Annotated in this window: 19 protein-coding genes and 2 pseudogenes; 16 read left to right on the top strand and 5 right to left on the bottom strand. The window is 44.8% G+C overall.

Going from position 1 to position 19,238, the window contains the following annotated elements; translation table 11 throughout:
- The first annotated feature begins 75 nt into the window (after positions 1–75).
- The 4 genes from ACFQ4A_RS18690 to ACFQ4A_RS18675 all read left to right on the top strand — a co-directional run bounded on the left by ACFQ4A_RS18690 (position 76) and on the right by ACFQ4A_RS18675 (position 5,673).
- Complete coding sequence (locus ACFQ4A_RS18690; protein WP_382402957.1) at positions 76–1,479, top strand: (Fe-S)-binding protein; 1,404 nt, start codon at positions 76–78, stop codon at positions 1,477–1,479.
- A gap of 27 nt (positions 1,480–1,506) precedes the next feature.
- On the top strand, positions 1,507–2,967 hold the full coding sequence (locus ACFQ4A_RS18685; protein ID WP_382402910.1) for an FAD-linked oxidase C-terminal domain-containing protein: 1,461 nt from the start codon (positions 1,507–1,509) through the stop codon (positions 2,965–2,967).
- Positions 2,968–3,061: 94 nt separating this feature from the next.
- The gene (locus ACFQ4A_RS18680; RefSeq protein ID WP_382402909.1) at positions 3,062–3,844 is read left to right on the top strand and encodes a fumarylacetoacetate hydrolase family protein; all 783 of its coding nucleotides are present in this window, start codon (positions 3,062–3,064) and stop codon (positions 3,842–3,844) included.
- 65 nt (positions 3,845–3,909) lie between these two features.
- Positions 3,910–5,673 (top strand): L-lactate permease, encoded by a 1,764-nt coding sequence (locus tag ACFQ4A_RS18675; RefSeq protein WP_382402908.1) that lies wholly within the window; start codon positions 3,910–3,912, stop codon positions 5,671–5,673.
- On the opposite strand, the gene ACFQ4A_RS18670 is transcribed toward ACFQ4A_RS18675, so the two are convergent.
- Positions 5,670–6,122: a hypothetical protein gene (locus ACFQ4A_RS18670; RefSeq protein WP_382402907.1), complete on the bottom strand. Its 453-nt coding sequence runs from the start codon at positions 6,120–6,122 to the stop codon at positions 5,670–5,672. The genes ACFQ4A_RS18675 and ACFQ4A_RS18670 overlap by 4 nt on opposite strands.
- A gap of 95 nt (positions 6,123–6,217) precedes the next feature.
- The gene (locus ACFQ4A_RS18665; RefSeq protein ID WP_382402906.1) at positions 6,218–6,880 is read right to left on the bottom strand and encodes an HAD family hydrolase; all 663 of its coding nucleotides are present in this window, start codon (positions 6,878–6,880) and stop codon (positions 6,218–6,220) included.
- Between the two features lie 175 nt (positions 6,881–7,055).
- Here ACFQ4A_RS18665 and ACFQ4A_RS18660 point away from each other — a divergent pair, with 175 nt between their 5' ends.
- From ACFQ4A_RS18660 to ACFQ4A_RS18630, 7 genes are all read left to right on the top strand, one after another.
- On the top strand, positions 7,056–8,015 hold the full coding sequence (locus ACFQ4A_RS18660; RefSeq protein WP_382402905.1) for a sugar-binding transcriptional regulator: 960 nt from the start codon (positions 7,056–7,058) through the stop codon (positions 8,013–8,015).
- Position 8,016: 1 nt separating this feature from the next.
- Positions 8,017–8,451, top strand: coding sequence for a transcriptional regulator GutM (locus ACFQ4A_RS18655; protein WP_382402904.1), 435 nt, complete (start codon positions 8,017–8,019; stop codon positions 8,449–8,451).
- A 12-nt stretch (positions 8,452–8,463) separates the two neighbouring features.
- Positions 8,464–9,024 carry a PTS glucitol/sorbitol transporter subunit IIC gene (gene srlA, locus ACFQ4A_RS18650; RefSeq protein WP_382402903.1) on the top strand — a complete coding sequence of 187 codons (561 nt, stop codon included), beginning with the start codon at positions 8,464–8,466 and terminating at the stop codon, positions 9,022–9,024.
- A complete protein-coding gene (gene srlE, locus ACFQ4A_RS18645; RefSeq protein ID WP_382402902.1) occupies positions 9,024–10,055 on the top strand; it encodes a PTS glucitol/sorbitol transporter subunit IIB in 1,032 nt (343 codons plus the stop codon). Before srlA ends, srlE begins: the two co-directional genes overlap by 1 nt.
- A gap of 19 nt (positions 10,056–10,074) precedes the next feature.
- Positions 10,075–10,440: a PTS glucitol/sorbitol transporter subunit IIA gene (locus ACFQ4A_RS18640; protein ID WP_382402901.1), complete on the top strand. Its 366-nt coding sequence runs from the start codon at positions 10,075–10,077 to the stop codon at positions 10,438–10,440.
- Positions 10,441–10,504: 64 nt separating this feature from the next.
- Positions 10,505–11,305 carry an SDR family oxidoreductase gene (locus ACFQ4A_RS18635; protein ID WP_382402900.1) on the top strand — a complete coding sequence of 267 codons (801 nt, stop codon included), beginning with the start codon at positions 10,505–10,507 and terminating at the stop codon, positions 11,303–11,305.
- Between the two features lie 32 nt (positions 11,306–11,337).
- Complete coding sequence (locus ACFQ4A_RS18630) at positions 11,338–11,988, top strand: transaldolase family protein (RefSeq protein ID WP_382402899.1); 651 nt, start codon at positions 11,338–11,340, stop codon at positions 11,986–11,988.
- 108 nt (positions 11,989–12,096) lie between these two features.
- Here ACFQ4A_RS18630 and ACFQ4A_RS18625 read toward each other — a convergent pair whose 3' ends face one another.
- The 3 genes from ACFQ4A_RS18625 to ACFQ4A_RS18615 form a co-directional block, all read right to left on the bottom strand.
- Entirely contained in the window at positions 12,097–12,615 is a 519-nt protein-coding gene (locus ACFQ4A_RS18625; RefSeq protein ID WP_382402898.1) for a hypothetical protein, read from the bottom strand.
- Between the two features lie 160 nt (positions 12,616–12,775).
- Positions 12,776–13,918: a helix-turn-helix domain-containing protein gene (locus ACFQ4A_RS18620; protein WP_382402897.1), complete on the bottom strand. Its 1,143-nt coding sequence runs from the start codon at positions 13,916–13,918 to the stop codon at positions 12,776–12,778.
- 333 nt (positions 13,919–14,251) lie between these two features.
- Positions 14,252–15,133 (bottom strand): MurR/RpiR family transcriptional regulator, encoded by an 882-nt coding sequence (locus ACFQ4A_RS18615; RefSeq protein ID WP_382402896.1) that lies wholly within the window; start codon positions 15,131–15,133, stop codon positions 14,252–14,254.
- 160 nt (positions 15,134–15,293) lie between these two features.
- Here ACFQ4A_RS18615 and ACFQ4A_RS18610 point away from each other — a divergent pair, with 160 nt between their 5' ends.
- From ACFQ4A_RS18610 to ACFQ4A_RS18590, 5 genes and pseudogenes are all read left to right on the top strand, one after another.
- Entirely contained in the window at positions 15,294–16,676 is a 1,383-nt protein-coding gene (locus tag ACFQ4A_RS18610) for a 6-phospho-beta-glucosidase (protein WP_382402895.1), read from the top strand.
- 215 nt (positions 16,677–16,891) lie between these two features.
- Positions 16,892–17,028 (top strand): annotated as a pseudogene (locus tag ACFQ4A_RS18605) (VOC family protein); the annotation flags it as partial.
- 53 nt (positions 17,029–17,081) lie between these two features.
- Positions 17,082–17,592 (top strand): annotated as a pseudogene (locus tag ACFQ4A_RS18600) (maltose acetyltransferase domain-containing protein).
- Between the two features lie 19 nt (positions 17,593–17,611).
- Complete coding sequence (locus ACFQ4A_RS18595) at positions 17,612–18,409, top strand: HAD family hydrolase (RefSeq protein ID WP_382402894.1); 798 nt, start codon at positions 17,612–17,614, stop codon at positions 18,407–18,409.
- Positions 18,410–18,494: 85 nt separating this feature from the next.
- Positions 18,495–19,148, top strand: coding sequence for an arginase family protein (locus tag ACFQ4A_RS18590; protein ID WP_382402893.1), 654 nt, complete (start codon positions 18,495–18,497; stop codon positions 19,146–19,148).
- Positions 19,149–19,238 lie beyond the last annotated feature (90 nt).

Genomic DNA, 19,238 nt, shown 5'->3' with positions numbered 1-19,238 from the left:
ACGGCGGGTGGCCCCAGCGATATGCAGGCAGAACCATTCCATCCCGCTGCCGCTACGGCAAACGGTCCCGGCGATATGCTGAAGGGCGCCAAGGCTGCTGGTCAATTCCATCACGCAGCCGTCACGGAAGGTCACCAGGCAGACACGACCGAGCCACCGTGCCAGACGAACCCGCTCGGAAACTATCTGTGGGAGGATGTTCCTGATGCCTCGAAATGGGCTGACTGTGTCCACTGCGGTTTGTGCCTGGAAGCTTGTCCGACCTATCAGGAAACCGGCGAGGAACAGAATTCACCACGCGGTCGTGTTTATTTAATTAAATCGGTGGCAGAAGGCAAAATCAGTGTTGATGAAGCCTTTGCCGATCCCGTGTTTAGCTGCCTGGACTGCCGCGCGTGCGAAACAGCCTGCCCGGCCAATGTGCAGGTCGGTGGTCTGATCGAGGAAGCACGCGGCCAGATCAATCAGGCGATGCCGGCCTCAGGTGTTACTGGGACGTTTAAAAAGACGGTCCTCAACAAATTTTTCCCGCATCAGAAGCGGATGAATAAACTTGGCGGCTTGATGCGGTTTTACCAGAAGAGTGGTCTACAAAAAGTGGTCCGGAAAACGGGGGCACTCAATGTGATGCCGGATCATTTAAAAGATATGGAAGCAACCCTTCCGGAAGCCGGGAAGCCGGTTTTGGGCCGCTATCCTGAAGTTGTGCCGGCAGAAGGTGAGCCTAAGGGGCGTGTTGCCATCCTGACGGGCTGTATCATGGATGAAATGTTCAACGACGTGAACGAAGCGACGATCCATGTCCTCACCCATAATGGCTTCGAGGTTGGTTTGCCGTCGGATCAGGGTTGCTGCGGGGCACTGCATATTCATGCCGGTGAAAGGGATACCGGAAAACAGCTGGCCAAACGGAACATTGAAGCGTTCAAAGACTACGACAAAATTCTGGTCAATGCGGCAGGCTGCGGCTGTGCGCTCCAGGAGTATGATGAGCTGTTTCGGAACAATCCGGAAATGCTGCCACTGGCAAAGGAATTTTCCGATAAAATTGAAGATATTACCAAGTTCCTATATGACCATGATTTCAAACGCCCACAATCGGAGGTGAACACCACCGTAACCTATCATGATGCCTGTCATCTGGCGCACGGGCAGGGTGTCAGGTCTGAACCGCGGCAAATCCTGAACGACATCCCGGGTGTGGCGACGGTTGATCTGCCTGATGCGGACCGCTGCTGTGGAAGTGCGGGGATTTACAACCTGACCCATCCTGAGATGGCCGGTAAGCTGCTTGACCGTAAAATGGCTGATGTGCCGGACAACATCGATATGATTTCCATGGGCAACCCCGGCTGTATGCTGCAGATTGCGATGGGCGTGCAAAAATACGGCCGCAGTGAGCAAGTCGTCCATACCGTCCAGCTCCTTGATTGGGCGTATGAAAAAGATAAACAGAAGGCGCACGAATATGAGTTATAGGAATCAAACCGAAAGCGGGTGAACAAGATGTTTCGAAAAAAGCAAGCGAAACAAAAGCCGGATGCCATTGCCCAGCAGCTAATGGCCATTGTTGGTGACGAAAACGTACTCTATTTGAAAGGGGACCTCCTGGCCTATGAGTGTGACGGCTACACTATGGAAAGAGGAATGCCCCGGGCGGTCGTGTTCGTAAAGAATAGCCAACACGTTTCGGATGTCGTCCAATGTTTGAACAAACTGGCGATCCCATACATTGCGCGCGGCGCAGGCACCGGTTTAAGTGGTGGTGCGACGCCAATGGGAGGCGAAGTGATCATCAGTCTTGTCCGGATGAAACGGCTGCTTCACCTCGATCTGGAAAACCGTAAAGCTGTTGTCGAACCGGGCTATATTAACTTGCAGCTGACCCAGTCAATCTCGGATAAAGGCTATTACTACGCCCCCGATCCGTCAAGCCAGAATGCCTGCACGATTGGCGGCAATGTCGCGGAAAATTCCGGTGGTGCACACTGTCTGAAATACGGCGTCACAACCAATCATATTTTAGGCCTTGAAGTGGTACTCCCTAACGGCGATATTGTGGATATTGGTGAAAGCGGTGTCCCGGATCAGCCTGGTTATGATTTGCTCGGTCTTCTCACCGGGTCAGAGGGGACCCTTGGCATCGTCACGAAAATTACGGTGAACGTATTGAAAAATCCTGAAGGCAAAAAAACTGCCTTAGCCTATTTTGACGATATTGATGATGCCAGTCAGGCGGTGTCCGATATTATCGCAACAGGTATCATCCCGGCTGCGCTGGAAATGATGGATGACATTGCGATTGAAGGTGTCGAGGCTTCGGCCTATCCGGTCGGGCATCCGCAAGACATTGCGGCGTTTCTTCTGATTGAAGTGGACGGCATTGCGGCCGGTATCGATGATCAGATCGATGACATTTTAACCGTGTGTAAGCGCAACTATGTGCGTGAAGTGAAAGTGGCCCAAGATGAGGCGGAGCGCAGTATGTGGTGGGCGAACCGCAAAATGGGCTTCGGTGCGATGGGGGCAATTTCGCCTGACTACCTTGTTCAGGATGGCGTGATCCCACGAACACGCTTGCCCGAAGTGCTCGCACGGATCAATGACATCAGCCGCAAATATGAACTAAGGATCGCGAACATTTTTCACGCAGGCGACGGCAACCTGCATCCACTCATCCTGTTTGATGCCAGCGTCCCCGGGGAAAGCGAGCGGGCGTCCAAAGCGGGGTCGGACTGTTTGCAGGTCTGTGCCGATGTTGGCGGCTCGATTACCGGTGAACATGGTGTTGGCATCGAAAAATCAGCGGAAATGCGGTTTATCTTCAGTGATGAGGAAATGGCAGCACAAACAGACATCCGGCACGTGTTCAATCCAGATGATTTGCTGAACCCGGGAAAACTCTTTCCGGAGCCGGGTCGCTGTGTTGAAGTAAAACAGGACGTGAAAACAGCAGCAGGCGTTTAAAGCGGCAGAAAGGGGGGCGGATGACTGCCCGTCCCCCATAAAGTCATTTACTGTGATCGCCTTTTATTCTATCAAAAACAGGAGGAATCGAACGATGAAGTTTATCAGATTTAAGCCAAAGAACGAGCAAACGATTTTACAGGGAATTGTCACCGACGCCGGTATCCAGCCGATTAAAGGGGATATATTTTCAGATTGGGAAATGGCGGGTCATCCTTTTGAGCCAAACGAAGTCGAAATGTTGGAACCGCTTACACCGAGGCAAGTGATTGGAATCGGGGCAAACTATGTCGGTAACCAGAACGATTTACCAGCCGAACCGCCGGAATTACCGGTATTTTTCCATAAGCCGGTTTCATCGGTCATTGGAACCGGCCAGCCCATCGTCATACCACAAGGCATTGAGCAGGTAAAATTCGAATCCGAACTGGCGGCCGTGATTGGCAAACCAGCCCGCCACATTGCTGAGGATGACGTGACCGATTATATTTTTGGCTACACCGTGGCCAACGACGTCACAGCACCGCAATATTTCCATGAAGACGGCCACTGGATGGTCGGCAAGTCGTTTGATACCTTCACACCGCTTGGCCCTTGCATCGAAACAGAACTCGATCCGGACACCATCAGCGTTCAAGCTTATTTGAACGGCGACAAGAAACAAGATAGCCCGACAACCCACATGATTGTTTCAATGCGAAAAATGATCGCTTACTTATCAACGGTCATGACACTGCAGCCGGGAGATGTCATTTTAACCGGCAGTCCACTGGGCGCCGAAATGATGCAAGCAAACGATGCCATCATGTGTCAGGTCCCCGGTATCGGCGAACTGCATAATTCTGTCGAACAAAGGGCCGGTGTCAGTATACAGTAACGTTGATGCCTAACGGTCAATCGGCCGTTTTAGCATATAAAAAATGAATGGAGGAGGAGATTACTTTGGAGAATGGAGTCCTAGCCGTTCTCGCGTTGCTCCCAATTATCGTCGTTGCTGTATTTCTGGTAGGCCTTAAATGGCCGGCCAGTAAAGCCATGCCGATATCCTACATTGTAGCTGTCCTGTTGGCACTCTTTGTCTGGAAAGTAGGATTTCCGCAGGTCGCCGCTGCTTCTGTCAACGGCCTGGTCGTTGCTGTCACGCTATTATTCATCATTTTTGGTGCGATTCTGCTTTTGAACACCCTGCAGGAAAGTGGCGGGCTGCACACAATTCGGCGCGGTTTCACGGATATTACACCGGACCGCCGCATTCAGGTAATTATCATCGCCTGGCTTTTCGGATCGTTTATTGAAGGAACGGCCGGTTTTGGCACACCAGCAGCCGTTGCGGTACCGCTCATGGTGGGCCTTGGCTTTCCGGCGATGGCTGCTGTTGTCTCCGGTATGGTCATCCAGAGTACCCCCGTCTCATTTGGGGCGGTGGGGACACCAATCATTGTCGGTGTCGGTTCCGGTGTTGAGCCGCTGAGTCAGATTGCCAATGTGTCTGATTTCGTGTTTGGACTCGCCGGAAAAATCGCCTTGCTCCACGCGATTTCGGGTATTCTGATCCCACTGTTTCTAGTTGCACTTCTGACACGCTTTTTCGGGAAAAATAAATCATTCAGCGAAGGTTTGCAGGTATGGAAGTTTGCCATTTTCGCATCACTGTCCATGACAATTCCATATGTCTTGGTTGCCTATCTGCTCGGCCCTGAATTCCCGGCCATGATCGGTGGCTTAATCGGCCTGCTGGTTGTTGTACCAGCCGCCAAAAAAGGCTTCCTGATGCCGAAAGAAGGCGACGAGTGGGATTTTGAACCGAAAGACCGCTGGGACCCGCTTTGGAATGGCAAGGTCGAATTAAAGCAGACCGATGTGAATGCCGGCAAAATCAGCATGTGGCGGGCGTGGACACCATACGTGCTGATCGCTGCCCTGTTAATCATTTCACGGCTGACGGTCGTCGGTGACTGGCTCCAGTCCGCTATCATAAAAATTCCGAATATTTTTGGTACAGATATTACAGCAGAATGGGAAATTCTCTTCTCACCAGGCTTCATTTTCATCGTCGTTGCCGTTTTGACATACTTTATGCATGGCATGAAAGGACACGAATTTGCCACCGCTTGGAAAAGTTCAGCTAAAACCATGATCTCGGCCAGCACAGCACTCGTCTTTACAGTGCCAATGGTCCAGGTCTTTCTGAATACAGACGGCGGCGCGGCCGGCTTTCAGGAAATGCCGCTCGTCCTTGCTGAGAGTGTTGCCGATTTAGCAGGATCCGTCTATCCAATCTTTGCCACGTTCATCGGCGGACTCGGCGCATTTGTGGCCGGCAGCAACACCATCAGCAACATGATGTTCTCCCTCTTCCAGTTCGGCGTTGGTGAGCGCATCGGCGGCGATCCGACATGGATGGTCGCCCTGCAAGCAGTCGGCGGTGCAGCAGGCAACATGATTTGCGTGCATAACGTTGTCGCCGCATCTGCTGTCGTCGGGCTCGTCGGCAAAGAAGGCCACATTATCCGGAAAACGTTGATTCCGTTTGTGTATTACGCACTACTCGCCGGATCCATCGGTTACTCGATCATGTGGACGGCTGATAAAGGCATTGTCAACATCGGATCGATTTTAGCGCTGATTATTTGGGCCATCGCCATTTACTTCATTGCAACAAATAACAAGCGTTTGGCCGCGTTGGATAAGCGGAATATCGCCTAACTGGGATGTTTCGGGAAGCAGTCCTGTCTGGAGGAGGCAGGGCTGTTTTTTGTGGGGTGGGCGGTATGGGTGGCGTTAGAAAGCACGGCCAACTCGAGCGAGAGCGCGGTCAACTCGAGCGAGGAGCGGCGCAACTCGAGCGGGAGCAGCGCCAACTCGAGCGGGAGCGCGGTCAACTCGAGCGAGGGCGGCCTCAACTCGAGCGGGAGTGCGGTCAATTCGAGCGGGAGCGCGGTCAACTCGAGCGGGGAGCGGCGCAACTCGAGCGAGAGCAGCGCCAACTCGAGCGGGAGCGGCCTCAACTCGAGCGAGAGCGAGCTCAACTCGAGCGGGAAGCGTCGAAACTCGAGCGAGAGCGTCGTCAACTCGAGCGGGAGCGCGGTCAACTCGAGCGAGGGTGCGCTCAACTCGAGCGAGAGCGCGTTCAACTCGAGCGGGGAGCGGCGCAACTCGAGCGGGAGCATCGCCAACTCGAGCGAGCCATTTTAAGCAAAAACCTTAAGAAGCACTCTACTAGACCTTTACGACTTTAATAGCATCCTCATTAGTCTTTTGCGTCCACTATCGCCAAAACTTGCGCCAAACCTTTATCAGCCATTGAATCAATTCTGTACTCAACTGTACAAAAGTCTAGATCTCTTGTGATATCATTTGGAACGATGACACACTTAGCTCCAGCATTTTTGGCTGCCAACGCCCCATTTGCCGAATCCTCAAAAACCAAGCACTCTTCTGTTTTTAAGCCAAGACATTTTGCTGCATGAGTATATAAAGCAGGATCAGGTTTAACCACTACGACATCATCAGAGGTCCTGATGCAGTCAAAATAATGGAATAGGTCTAGGTTTTTTAAGTATTTACTTACCCACGCATAGTTGGAACTGGAAGCTAATCCAACCTTTAACCCCAGATTTTTAGCGGTCTTCAGATAATCATTCACCCCGGGACGTGCCTTCTCTTTCAATAACCTCGAATGAAGATCATTATCCAAACGTGTTTCAAGTTCTTGATGATTAACACGAATCCCAGTAATTTCTTCTAAATAAGCAAATGGCGAAAAACCGGTCTGGGTTCCAATTTGTTCCTGCCATTTGGAGACTGGTAAGTGACTCTCGTGGTCTACAAAAATCCCATTCAACGCTTCATATAAGATAACTTCAGTATCTAGAATTAATCCGTCAAAATCAAATATAATGCCTTTAATCATGATGGCGTTATCCCCTTCTTGTGTTCAATTTAACTATTATCATACTACATTATCAACAGAAAGAAAATCTCGCGCATTTTTCGTTGACATTCGACAAAAACCTTTATATAATGAAAGCAGTTTCAGGCACACATGAGCATGATATGCACATATGAGCAACGCAAGGGGGAGGTGGATGATGAATCGAGAAGAGGAACGGTTACTTTATAAGATTGCGAAACTATACTATGAAGAAGATTATACACAAGCTGAGATTTCAAATAGATTGGGTATATATCGGACAACGATTGGCAGGATGCTTAAGAAAGCACGTAAAGAAGGCATTGTGAAAATAACAGTGCAAAGTCAATTAAATGATCAAATTCATTTAGAAGAGGAACTTTCAACGTATTTTGATATGAAGGAAGTTGTTATTGTCCCTTCAAACGAAGAGCGTCATCATTTTGATAATGAAGAGATCGGAAAGTCGATTAACAAATTACTGAATCGTGTGATTAAAGATGGTGATACGATTGGCTCTGCTTGGGGAACAACTTTGGGTACGACGGTAAATCAGCTGACTGAATTAAACCCCAAGAATGTAACCTGTGTCCCACTAGTAGGTGGTCCTGGCGAAATGGAAGTTGACTTTCACGTAAATGCCATTGTCTACAAACTTGCTCAGGCTTTTAATGGCGAATCGCATTTTATAGATGCTGCAGCAGTTCATCAATCGAGAGAAACCGCTCATGAAATTTTAAATTCAAATTATATGAAAAAAATAACTCAATTCTGGGAGCAATTATCCATAGCCATTGTAGGTATTGGTGCGCAATTGAAATCATCTAATATGATCTGGTCCGGATTCCTTGGCCAGCAGGATCAGGAAGAGTTGGAGGCACATCAGGCTATTGGTGACATTTGTTCACGTTTCTATACGCTTGAAGGTGAATCCATTACCTCATCTATTTCGGAACGGACGATTGCCGTTGAACTTGAAAAACTGAAAAACCTGCGTTACTCAATTGGAATTGCTTATTCGAAAGAGAAAGCAAGATCTATTATCGGTGCGATGAAAGGAAAATTCATTAACACGTTGGTGACTGATGAGGAAACAGCTCTTGAGATTAAGAGATTGATAGACAAGGAGGGATAATATGGGAATTCTACTTGTAATGGCTGCTATTATGATCGCATGGATTCTTCAAACATTATTGGGAACAACGCAAATTAAAAATTTCAACAAACATTATAACGAATTAAGATCTGAAGGGCGCGTATCGATTGGCAGGTCAAAAGGAATTTTGCGATCAGGCGTTGTTCTCTTGATGTCCTTGGATAATAAAAGAAGAATTAGAACAGCCAAGAAGATGCAAGGTGTTACGATTTTAGCCAGATTTAAGGATTATTCCGTTCTGGAGGGACAGGATTTACTCCATATAGACAAAGCGGTTTATAACAAAATGGATCGTTTCACCAAAAAAGCATTTGATGAAGCTGTTCAAATCTATAAGAAGGTTTCCAAAGGTGAAGAAATTCCACCTTCCAAGAGCCCTTTTGGCAAGTTAGTTTCTAGCTTTAGTAAATCATAAGGAGGTACTACTATGGACGTCATTGTAAATTTAGCAGAAGGGTTTATTGGCCTTTTTGAAGCAGGCGGCGAACAATTTGTCAGTTTTGTTACAGATATCGTTCCGTTGCTGCTTGTGTTATTAGTAGCCATGAATTCCGTCGTTCATTTGGTCGGTGAAGAACGAATCAATAAATTGGCCATGGCATCATCCAAAAATATTTTTCTCAGATATATGGTTCTGCCATTTGTCGGGACATTCTTCTTGCTTAACCCGATGACATTATCTCTCGGCAGATTTTTGCCGGAAAAGTATAAGCCCGGGTATTATGCTTCAGCAAGCTATTCCTGTCACTCGATGAATGGTTTGTTTCCGCACGTTAACCCAGCTGAACTATTTGTCTTCTTGGGTGTAGCTGCAGGTATCACGGAACTGGGATTCGGAACGACTGATTTGGCGCTGCGTTATTTATTAGTTGGTGTTGTGACAAACATGTTAAGAGGATGGATCACGGATTTATGTGTCACCTACGTCGAGAAACAACAAAACGTTAAACTTCCTAAAACTTTGAATACAGAAAAGGGTGTATCGTAATGGCAGAATATTATTCAATTACTGTACATGCCGGTTCCGGCGGTTTTGGCGGTCCGTTGACCATTCCAGTTAATGAACAAAAAAACAAGATTGTCAATATAACTGGCGGTACCATGTCAGACGTATCTAAAAAAATCGCAGACCTAAGCGGCGGCGAACTGGTTGACGGTTTTAATACGAGTGTACCTGAAAACGAAATCGCCTGTGTCATTATTGACTGCGGTGGAACATTAAGAGCTGGCATCTATCCAAAAAAGCGGATTTATACGATTAATTTGAAACCCACGGGTCCAAGCGGGCCAATGGCTGACTTTATTAAAGAGGATATCTACGCTTCCGCAGTTAAAACAAACAACATTGCTTTGGCTGACACGGATCAATCAACTGAATCGCAAGCACAGGAATCAACAGAAACTGCTGAAGAACAGGAAAACGCACAGGCAGAGGATGCACCAAAACGAAAATACGATAGTACACAAAAAGTCAGTGAGCAAACAAAACCAAATTTAATGGCCCGGATTGGCCAGGGTGTCGGTAACGTTGTAGGTGTTTTCTATCAGGCCGGACGTGAAGCAGTTGATACAGTTATTAAAACAATCCTGCCATTTATGGCATTTGTTGCAATGCTGATTGGTATCATTTTGGAATCCGGAATAGGCGATCTATTTGCTAGTTTCCTTTCGCCTTTAGCTGGCAGTATATGGGGACTGATTATTTTGTCAGCAATTGTATCTTTTCCATTATTGTCGCCATTTCTTGGGCCTGGGGCAGTTATTGCACAAGTTATCGGCTCATTAATCGGTGTTGAAATTGGAAAAGGGAATATACCACCTCAATACGCGCTTCCAGCAGTTTTTGCGATTAACTCCCAAGCGGCTGCAGACTTTGTGCCTGTAGGACTTGGTTTGGCAGAAGCAGAACCAGAAACGGTTGAAGTTGGGGTCCCGGCAGTATTATATGGACGATTCTTAACAGGGGCACCAACTGTATTTATCGCATGGCTAGCAAGTTTCGGAATGTATGAATCTTAGAAAAGGATGATGGTGAACAATGAGTCAAGTCATTTATCAAACAAAAGTAAACAAATTGGGTGAATCAGTAACGGAATTTCTGGATCAAGGGATGTTAATCATGTTTAAAGATAACGCCCCTCAGGAACTCGCGGAATTTTGTATACTGCATTCAGAGAATGATCTTCGCGAAAATATAAAAGCGGGGGACAGTCTTATCATTGGTGATAATTCATATGAAATTACCGCTATCGGCAGTGCGGTCAATGAAAACTTGGCCAATTTAGGGCACATTACATTACGTTTCGACGGTGCCACAGAAGCCGAATTACCTGGTACCCTGTCACTCGAAAATAAAGAAATTAACGAAGTGACGATTGGCGATGTCATTAAAGTAGAAAGATAAAGTCGTTTAACACGACTTTTCTTTCTAATGATTATAGGAAAAAATAGAGATTGGAGTTTGGATTATGACAACATCATGGATTGACTTAAACGAAAAAGTTGTGATTGTGACCGGCGGAAATTCAGGCATAGGAAAACATATTGTACAACGGTTGTTAGATAACAATGCCAACGTTGTCGTTGCAGATTTGAACGTTGAGAACGGCGAAAGTGAAAACGGCTCTTACACAGTCAAATGTGATGTAACGAACAAGGAAAGCGTTGAAGCAATGGTTGACTATACGGTTGAACAGTTTGGCAGAGTGGATGCATTAGTCAATAATGCCGGCGTAAACCGCCCAAGACTATTGGTAGATGTGAAAGGTGAAAAACCAGAATATGAACTGGATGAATCTGATTTTGATTTCATGACAGGTGTTAACGTAAAAGGCCCATTCCTATGTGCACAGGCAGTTAGCAGACATATGGTAAAACAAGAAAGTGGCGTCATTGTTAACATGACTTCTGAGGCAGGTATGGAAGGCTCATCCGGTCAAAGCTGTTATTCTGCCACAAAAGGTGCATTGAATGGTTTCACGAGGTCTTGGGCAAAAGAACTTGGCAAATACAATATTCGTGTCGTCGGAGTTGCTCCGGGAATCAATGAAAAAACCGGTCTAACCACCGATTCCTATAATGAAGCGTTGGCCTACACCAGAAATGTCAGCGTCGATGAATTAGGAACGAACTATGCCAGCACGATTCCACTAGGACGCGTTGGACAATTGGATGAAATTGCCGACTTGGCAAACTACCTGGTTTCTGATCATTCCAGCTATATCACGGGTACAACGATTAACATATCCGGTGGTAAATCAAGAGGATAGGTGCTATTCAATATTCTGGAAGGATGTATTAAATGGAACTATATTTGGATACGGCTAATTTAAAGCATATTGACCTTGTTAATAAGTTAGGATTCATGGACGGGATCACCACAAATCCAACCATTTTATCCAAGGAAGAAAGCGCGCCATTTGAGTTGATTCGTGAAATTGACGAAAAGCTGGACGGTAAGATTTGGTACCAAGTAACTGGAGCTACAGCGGATAAAGCAGTTGAAGAGGCGCTCACGGTTGCAAATATGTGCAGCAACAAGGTTGTGATTAAATTCCCATTCACATTAGATAATCTGGAAGGTATCAGAAGGATTTCTGAAAAAGGAATTGAGACAAACGCGACGTTAGTTTATTCGATTCCTCAAGCCATTTTCGCTGCAAAAGCTGGTGCGACCTATATCAGTCCTTATTTGGGGCGAATCGATGACACAGGCGGGTCAAGTGTTCAATTCATAAATGATATCTATTTAGCGTATGAGAACCTTGGTTTTGATACGAAAATAATAGGAGCCAGCATTAGAAATTCACAGCATCTGGTGGACTTATCGAAAAATGGCATTGATGCCTTAACCATTTCATATGCCAACTTTGAAAAAATGCTTCATAACACCATGACAGATGCTGGTATGGAACAATTTCAAAAGGACTGGAATAAGATTAAGGATTTGTAAAAAGGATGGTATACCCGCACGACTCGTTGCGAGAGGCCGGCAGCGGAATACATTTTAGTTGAATGGTAGTTGAATAGTTTAGAAGTGGCCATCGCCGTTGTGCGGTGGTCAACTTTTTTGTGAGTTGGGGGAGGGGCTGCATCGAACCGTGCGATGCAGCCCTGAATCGTGCGAGAGCTGCAACTTGAGCGAGGGCACGGTCGACTCGAGCGGGAGGTGCTCTGACTCGAGCGAGAGCAACGGCAACTCGAGCGGGAGCGCGGTCAACTCGAGCGGGAGGTGCTCCGACTCGAGCGGGAGGCGCTCTGACTCGAGCGGGAGGCGCTCTGACTCGAGCGGGAGCGCGGTCAACTCGAGCGAGAGCAACGGCAACTCGAGCGGGAGGTGCTCCGACTCGAGCGGGAGCGGCCTCAACTCGAGCGGGAGCACCCCCAATTCGAGCGGGGAGCGCCCGCACTCGAGCGAGAGCGGCCCCAACCCGAGCGGGAGCGCGGTCAACTCGAGCGGGCGCAGCCTCAACTCGAGCGGGAGCACCCCCAACTCGAGCGGGGAGCGCCCGCACTCGAGCGAGAGGCGCTCCGAGTCGAGCGGGAGCGCGGTCAACTCGAGCGAGAGCAGCTTCAACACGAGCGAGAGCGGCCCCAACCCGAGCGAGAGCGGCATTACAGAGAAACTGACCCGGAAGATAAATCTCCAGATCAGTCTCTCTGTTTTTGATCACAGGGGCATTATGAAGCTAAAAACGAACGGATAATGGAACAACGTGTTTTGCATGGTACATACTAGTTCAAATTTTTCTTTTTAGCTCTAACGTATTCTTGTTCTCTGCGTTTACATCAAGTGTTCCGGGATTCAGATTTAATACGTCCTCGATCAGACCCGGAAACATTTTTAATTCTTTAATCATTTGTATGGGTTTAATGGCACCATCATCCAATAATTCAGTCACTGCTTGTTTTAACATTCCCGGATTGGAGAGCTGTAATACATTATCATATGGTTCTCTCTTTCGCATCTTTTTACGGGAAAGCTGCTTCTGCAGATATTGATACTGCGTGTAGCTGATTAAATTCAGGTGATAGCTCCGTACAATCATGGCATTAATGGAAACCATCCAATATTTTTTTAAATGGATATATTCTTCCAGTTTCGATTTATATATGGTGGATATAAATGCTTCTTTTGGTAATAACAGTGCAGATGCAAAATAATCGGCTTCTTTTTCCATTCGCCTTTTTTCGTCAGGTTCTAAATCTGTATCTTCCTCAATCCAGCTGTGCATTAGTAAATGGCCAAATTCATGGGCTGCATCAAATTGTCTTCGAACAGCGGATTTTTTATCTTTAGCCAGGAGCATAAAACAATAATCCCGTCCATTTATAACTTTCTTTTGACTGTAGGCATCTATTTCCTGTGTATTCGTCAATATGCCGGATATGAATATGCCGTTTCGCTCTAATTCAAAAATGAGATTATGAATTGGATCGTCACCAATTCCCCACATATTTCTGACGTTATCTGCCAGGTCTTCTATTTCATCCTTTTCCCAAAAGTCCTTAATAGGAACATCGGGTATATTTAACATTGGGAACTCGATATATTGCTCCAGAAATTGCTGGCCGTTAAACAGAAAATTGACGACTTGTTCTTGAGCATTCAACCGTTTTTTACTGACGTTGACTTTCGATCTAAAAAAGGTGTAGCTACTATATCCGGTAGTTGTATCATACGAATAAAAAAATTCGCGGGGGAAATTAAGTTTATTAACAAGTTTAAACATTGTTTCTACTCGTGGTGTGATTTTGCCTTGTTCATACTGGGAGATGGCTTGTTTTGTTATATTAGTCGATTGTGCCAATTCAGATATCGTGAGACCACGGAAAATCCTGGCTTGTTTTAATTTCCTGGGGTTGAATTGATTCACTTCCATGGTAATGCTCCTTTTCGTTTAAATGCATTGGAAATATTAACGACCTTCGTATTTTTCCTGATTTTTCCGCTTTAGGATATCTTTATACTTTCGTTCTTCGTATTTTGGTGTGTCATCAGTCTTGATAACCAATATCATAATGATTCATTTCCCCACACCTTTTTGTATATTTGTAAATATTTACTAAAAAAAGTCAAGTGAAAGGTGTGCTGATGAAAGCCTATTGTGTGTGGTTCTACAATAACTTCCAGATGGGTCTTGGCAGTAGTACGGATCCTAATGTATGTTATTTCGTCACGCGGAATGCTCCTTTCATCTCACAAGGGCTGGAGATTAATGATCGTGATCAACTTCTTGCATAACCTCATTCGAACTTTTCCGGTGATCAAAATATTCGGAGATACGAATTTTGTATTCCAAATGGTTGCTATAATCATTGGAAAACACACATGCGTAAAGAACATCTAAAAGGAAAGTGATGGAATCATTCGAGCTAAAGCTTCCTATTTTCGAAAACAATTTTTCTCGAGTAGTGATTCTAAAAATATAGTCAGCGTGTTTTGTTAATGTATTATCACCGATGCTTGTTAATGCAATGATAGGGGTTCCCTGTTTCTTTAAAATAGGTAATAAATTGATCAGATCCGTCGTTTCTCCGGTATAAGAGATCACAATGGCACATGTGTTCGAATTGCAGTTTGCCGCTTCATAGGCAGAATCAACCGTACAGAGGCTGACTTGTTTGCCAATTCTGATCATCTTTGATTTAAAATCATAACAAAGGAGAAGATTGTTATGTAACGAAAATATTTTGATATCTGTTGCTTGATTTAGAAATGCGGTTACCTGTTGTAATGCCTCATGATTTAGTAAGGACAACGTGTCACTAATAGTCATTTGGTTTAATAAAGCCATTTTGTTCGCGACGGTCATGACATTGTCATGTTCGGTGAACGGATAATTGGCATCAATATCATGAAAGTGACTGTTCAGATAGTCAATTTCGTCAAGAAAAATGTTTCGTAACTCAACCCATCCGCTGTATCCAAGTTTTTTAGCAACGCGGATTAACGTAGATGGGTGTGTATATGTCGCTTCAGCTATCTGTTTTGTTGTTTGATCTTTCATATTTTCCCGTTGTTCAAACATATAATGAACGATTTCCGTTTCCGATGGAGAGAAAATAATTTCTTTCATCTTTTCCGTTAGTAACATATCTCATCACCACTTATACTATAGCACGATCTGCTGTAAATAGCATTCACAAAAATAATCATTTTTTGTAAATAAATTTGTCAATGGCAATTGAGATGCGCTCTGTTGCCTTGTTCGTTATTTCTTTTATTTTATAATAGAGGGAGGGGAGGAATGATGTATGTCAAAAGGTGTAAAAATTGTCACTATTGGCGGAGGAAGCAGCTATACGCCAGAATTGATGGAAGGATTTATTAAACGATATGAAGAACTTCCAATAAGAGAAATTTGGCTTGTCGATATAGATGATGGCAAGGAAAAACTTGAAACGGTTGGTAAGATGGCCCAACGAATGTGGGATGCGTCTCCTTATGATGTAAAAGTTCATTTATCGATGGACCGACGTGAAGCATTAAAGGATGCTGACTTTGTCACAACGCAATTTAGGGTTGGGTTATTAAATGCCCGGATAAAAGACGAACGGATTCCTTTATCCTATGGTATGGCAGGTCAAGAAACCAATGGGGCTGGCGGCATCTTCAAAGCGTTCCGAACAATTCCGGTTATTTTAAGCACTGTGGAAGATATGAAAGAATTATGCCCGAATGCCTGGTTAATCAACTTCACGAACCCAGCTGGAATGGTTACGGATGCCATTATTCGCTATGGTAAATGGGAAAAGGTTCTTGGTTTGTGCAATGTTCCTGTTGGCGCTATGATGGCTGAACCGGAATTAATCGGAAAGACGTTGGATGAACTAATCTATTCCTTTGCCGGCTTAAATCATTTCCACTGGCACCGGGTGAAAGATTTACAGGGAAATGATGTTACGTCTGAAATAATTGATAAAATGTATAGCAATGATTCGGGAATACCGGCAAATATTCACGATATTCCGTTTTTCATTGAACAATTGAAACAGATGAATATGATTCCGTGCGGCTATCATCGTTATTACTACCGCTCTGAAGAAATGCTGAAGCACATGCTTGACGAATACAATGATCCGAATGTTGGGACAAGGGCGCAGCAAGTGAAACAAACCGAAGCAGAATTATTTGAGTTGTATAAGAATCCTGACTTAGATTATAAACCTGAACAATTAGCTCAGCGTGGTGGTGCCCATTACTCAGATGCCGCTTGTGAAACGATTGCTTCCATCTATGCAAACAAAAATACGCATATGGTTGTGTCAACGAAAAATAACGGTGCTGTACCTGATTTGGCACCGGATGATGTTGTTGAAGTGTCTGCCTATATCGGGGCTGCCGGGGCAAGGTCAATTGCTTTCGGTTCTTTGCAATCAGCGGAAAGAGGCTGGCTTCAATTAATGAAAAATATGGAGTTATGCGTGGAAGAAGCAGCAGTGACCGGCGATTATGGCGTAGCATTGCAAGCTTTCACGATAAACCCGCTAATCTCAAGTGGTGAAAAGGCAAAACGTATATTAGATGAACTATTAATTGCCCATAAAAACTATTTACCACAGTTTGCCGAAAAAATTGCAGAACTGGAAGCAGCCGGCGTTACCGTTGAAGATGAAGTAGCGAAAGATTTAGACTAACGAATATATAAAACCCGCAAGATATTGCCATTGGTGTCTTTTTGCGGGTTTTTAATAATAACCAAAGGAGCGCTTGCAAAATGAAAATAGGAGTGAATCGATAGGTTCAGCAGCTGCCAACGTCACCGCCATATAATCGGGAGGGTTATCGATTATGTGCCCTCCCGGAATTATTTTTAAAAAGGTATATGACAGCATTCAAGGAGTGACAAGAGATGAACATCGAGCATGTGGCCATTTGGGTCAACGATTTAGAAGAGATGGAGACTTTTTTTGATACGTACTTTAATGGGAAATTAACGCAAAGTATCATAATAAAGAAAAGCAATTCGAATCTTATTTTCTATCGTTTGTCACTTGGAATTGACGGTGTAAGAGAAGTGGGAACTGAGGGAGATGCAAAACATGCAATCAGAAAAAGAGAAAATGTTGAATGGGGAATGTTATAAACCCTGCCGACCCGGAGTTAATTAAGAAAAGAATGAACGCAAGAGGGTTAACACGATTAGTGAATGCGTCACTCGAGACGGATGACAGCAAGAGTACAGAGCCAACATTTCGCTGTGACTATGGCTATAACATACACGTGGGTGAAAATTTTTTGCTAATTTTGATTGTGTTTTTATCGATGTTTGTGATCCGGGTCGGTGATAACTACTTGATAGCACTAGGCGTTCACATTTATACAGCGACTCATCCGCTAAATGCAACTGAACGGATAACAGGTAAAGAATACGGAAAGCCGGTAACGATCGGTGACAACATCTGGATTGGCGGGTGAGCTGTTATCAACCCCGGCGTCAGCATCGGTCATAATGCCGTCATCGCGTCAGGCGCGGTCGTAACAAAAGATGTGCTGGGTAATGTTATCGCAGGTGGAAATCCTGCAAGAGTCATTAAACAGATCGAAGAATAGGATACGAGGGTGAAATCACATGATTAAACTAGTGTTGACGGATATGGATGGAACATTTTTGAATAATGACGGCGATTTTAACAGGGAACTGTACCAAGATGTAAAACAGATGATGAACGAAAAAGGCGTTGTTTTTGCTCCTGTTACTGGTAAGCAATGTGAACGTGTAGAAGAGTTATTTGGTGAAGATGCAACTGATTTATGGATTTTAGGGGATAGTGCAACGCGAATCAAGCATAACGGAGAATTTGTTTATGAATCACTGCTAAATAATCAATTGGGACTAGAAATTATCCGTTCCCTTGAGGAAATAAGCTTAGACCATACGATTATTGCATGTACAAAAAATGGTGCAGTTATAAAAGAAAACACTCCTGATGAAGAAGCAGCTATTGTTAGAGGATCCTATGCGGAAGTGAGGGAAGTTTCTGATTTTAAAGAAATCACAGGTGATTTTGTTAAGATTACCGTTCACGACCCATCACGCAATAGTTTTGAGACGAAGGAAAAGCTGTCTCCCTTTTTTGAATCGGCTTATATTGTTGCCTCTGAAGCAGCTTGGATCGATATAGCAAATGCCAACGTTCATAAAGGTACGACGGTTGAACAATTGCAGCGTTTATTGAATGTTACACGGGAAGAAACAATGGCATTTGGAGATGGTTACAACGATTTGGAACTTATGAATCGTGCCACATATAGATTTGCTGTCCGAAATGCCGTTCAAGAATTAAAAGATGCTGCGAATTATATTACCCGCTCTAACGAAGAAGATGCTGTCATGAAAACAATCATTCGGTTGTTAGCTTTACAATAATAGCGATGAAATAAAAAATATATCAAAACTTACTGTACCTGTTGAAGAATTATAATGATTAAAACAAAAAAGGAGAGGGGATTAAATGGGTAATGAAAGGAAGAAAACATTGAGGCTATTGTTCCCGCAATGGCAAGGAGGATGTAACCCGAACTATAGGCTAGGCTCAGAACTCTTAGCTTGGCTGGCTCCGGAAAGTGAACAACCCACTGTGAGGATCCCGGTAAACCAAACCAGCAAAGTATCTGAAGAGAAAGGGATTATGGCAAGAAGTCAGCTTCTTGAACAATTAGAAGCCACTAATCATATCATTGAAGCCCATAAACCGGATCGTATTGTCATGTTCGGTGGAGATTGCCTAGCTAATCAAGCTCCACTGGCATACATGAATGAACGATATAACGGTGAATTAGGGTTATTATGGATAGACGCTCATCCTGATGTTACAACGCCAAAACAGATGAATAATGCTCATGCTATGGTGTTAGGACATCTCTTAGGAGAAGGAGATCAAGCGTTTGCAAGCCAAGTTAAAACACCTTTCGATCCTAAAAAAATAATGCTTGCTGGCTTAGAAGCAACAGCTAGACATGAAACGGAATTTATTCAGAGAAAGGGCATTAAAATTGCCCGTACAGAAGAGTTGGAGACGAATAGTAACCTAGTATTGGATTGGGTAGAAGAAAATAACATTAAGTATTTGGGCTCTCCGCTATTTAATATGGAAAAAACAGTATAATAGAGCTACATCCAATCTATTATTTACCGGTTAAAACCAAAAACCGGACAAGGGAATGGATTCGATTGCTTCGCTCTGCATTCACCACCT

This window comes from Lentibacillus salinarum (assembly GCF_042679865.1).
In the GTDB taxonomy this organism is placed as follows: domain Bacteria; phylum Bacillota; class Bacilli; order Bacillales; family Amphibacillaceae; genus Lentibacillus; species Lentibacillus salinarum.
Note: the sequence above shows the minus strand (reverse complement) of the source record. Positions and strands in the feature narration are given on the sequence as shown.